1 protein-coding gene is annotated in these 2505 nt (G+C 62.3%); it reads left to right on the plus strand.

What is annotated here, in order from left to right; translation table 11 throughout:
• Positions 1-2505 (plus strand): cadherin repeat domain-containing protein (locus BGIM_RS65100; RefSeq protein ID WP_020473899.1); only part of this gene is annotated, 2505 nt, incomplete at both ends.

A 2505-nucleotide genomic window follows, 5' to 3' on the forward strand; every position in this document is an offset into this window, starting at 1 on the left:
ATCACCGCGACCTCCGGCAACACCGCCCTGATCTCCTCGGTCACCGTCATCGGCAACGACCTGAAGTACACGCCGGTGCCCAATGCCAATGGAACCGCCGTCATCACCGTCCGGGTCGAGGACGACGGCGGTGGAACCACGAACTTTGTCGAGAAGACATTCACCGTCACCGTCAACCCCGTCAACGACCCGCCGACGCTGGACGACATCACGAATCCGGCGGCCATCGACGAGGACTCGGGCGAACAAACGGTCACGCTCACGGGCATCACGACCGGACCCGCCAACGAGTCCGACCAGACGATCATCTCCATCACCGCGACCTCCGGCAACACCCCCCTGATCTCCTCGGTCACCGTCATCGGCAACGACCTGAAGTACACGCCGGTGCCCAACGCCAATGGAACCGCCGTCATCACCGTCCGCGTGACAGACAGCGGAGACGGCGCGAACTTTGTCGAGAAGACATTCACCGTCACCGTCAACCCGGTGAACGACGCCCCGGTCAACACATTGCCGGGCAGTCAGACAATCGACGAGGACAATCCCTTGACCTTGTCCGGGGCGAACGCGATCTCCATTTCGGATATCGATGCCTCGACCGGGACCGTTTCGGTCACCCTGACGGCCACCAACGGTTTGCTGAACGCCACAGGTTCCGGAACGGCGGCTGTTCAGAACAACGGCACGGCGGTCATCACCATCACCGGCCAGTTGTCGGATGTGAACTCGACGCTCGACGGCCTGACCTTCACGCCGACCCTCAACTACAACGGCCCGGCGACGATTCAAGTGGTGACATCCGATGAAGGAAACACCGGTTCGGGCGGAGCCTTGACAGATACGGACACGCTGAACATCACGATCAATCCAGTCAATGACAACCCGACCGACTTGGCCCTGAGCAACGCGACGGTGGCCGAGAACTCGGCCATCGGAACCACCATTGGTTCCATTTCCACAACCGACCCGGACGTCGGCGACAGCTTCACGTATGCCTTCACAACGGGTTTGGGCGACACAGACAACGGCCTCTTCTCGCTCAGTGCCGACGGGGTGCTGACGACGAACGCCGTCTTCGACTTCGAGACCCAAAACACCTACACAATCCGGGTGATTTCCACTGATTCCGGCGGTCTGACGGTCGAAAAGCTGTTCATCATCTCGGTGAATGATGTCAATGAAACGCCAACTGACTTGTTGCTGAGCAACGCGACGGTGGACGAGAATCTGGCTGCCGGAGCCGCCGTCGGCACGGTGACGACGACGGACCCGGACACCGTGGACAGCTTCACGTATTCGCTGACGGGGACGGGGAACGACAACGCGAGCTTCGCGATCAACCCGACGACGGGGGCGTTGACGACGAACGCGACGTTCAACTTCGAGGCCAAGAGCAGCTACACGGTTCACGTGACCACGACGGACTCGGGCGGCCTGTCCTTCTCGAAGGACTTCACCATCTCCATCAACGACAAGAACGAAGTCCCGACGAGCATCGCCCTGAGCAACGCGACGGTGGACGAGAACCTGCCCTCCGGCGCCGCCGTCGGCACGGTGACAACAACCGACCCGGATGCCGGCGACAGCTTCACGTATTCGCTGACGGGGACGGGGAATGACAACGGGAAGTTCGCGATCAACCCGACGACGGGGGCGCTGACGACGAACGCCACCTTTGACTTTGAGACCAAGAGCAGTTACACGGTTCACGTGACCACGACGGACGCGGGGGGGCTGTCCTTCTCGAAGGACTTCACCATCTCGATCAACGACAAGAACGAAGCCCCGACGATCACCGGCGAACCGTATCGGTTCGGTTACGACATCCTCCGGCCGGACAATTCGGTGATCGGAACCATCACGGCGTCGGACGTTGACGCGGGCGACACCAAGACGTTCTCCCTTGTCGGTGGCAATGACAGCGGGCTGTTTTCGATCAATGCCTCGACCGGGGATCTCACCCTTCTCACCCCCGCCTTGGCGAGCGGCAACTACAGCCTCACGGTGCGGGTGACCGATGCCGGCGGACTGTCTGACGACACGACCGTGGTTGTTTTGGAAAACAAGCAACCCACGGTGACCATGTCGATCCCGGACCAGACGAAGTCGGAGGATTCGGGATCGTTCACGGTGGACCTGGCGGATTACTTCAGCGACGCGGAGACGGCGACGGCCAATCTCGTGTTCTCGGTCGACTCGAACTCGGCGCCGGGAGTGGTGTCGGTCACGCGGGCCGGGTCGGTGCTGACCATCACGCCGCTGGCGAACCAGAACGGCGTGGCGACGCTGGTCATGCGGGCCACGGACGAGGCGGGGCTGTTTGTCACCGATTCGTTTGACGTGACCGTCACGCCGGTCAACGACGCCCCGACGCTGGACGACATCACGGATCCGGCGGCCATTCTTGAGGACGCCGGGGAGCAGACGGTCACGATCACGGGGATCAGCCCCGGCCTGCCGGCGAACGAGTCGGGCCAGGGGGTCACCGTCACGGCCGTCTCC

The organism is Zavarzinella formosa DSM 19928 (assembly GCF_000255705.1).
Classification (GTDB): domain Bacteria; phylum Planctomycetota; class Planctomycetia; order Gemmatales; family Gemmataceae; genus Zavarzinella; species Zavarzinella formosa.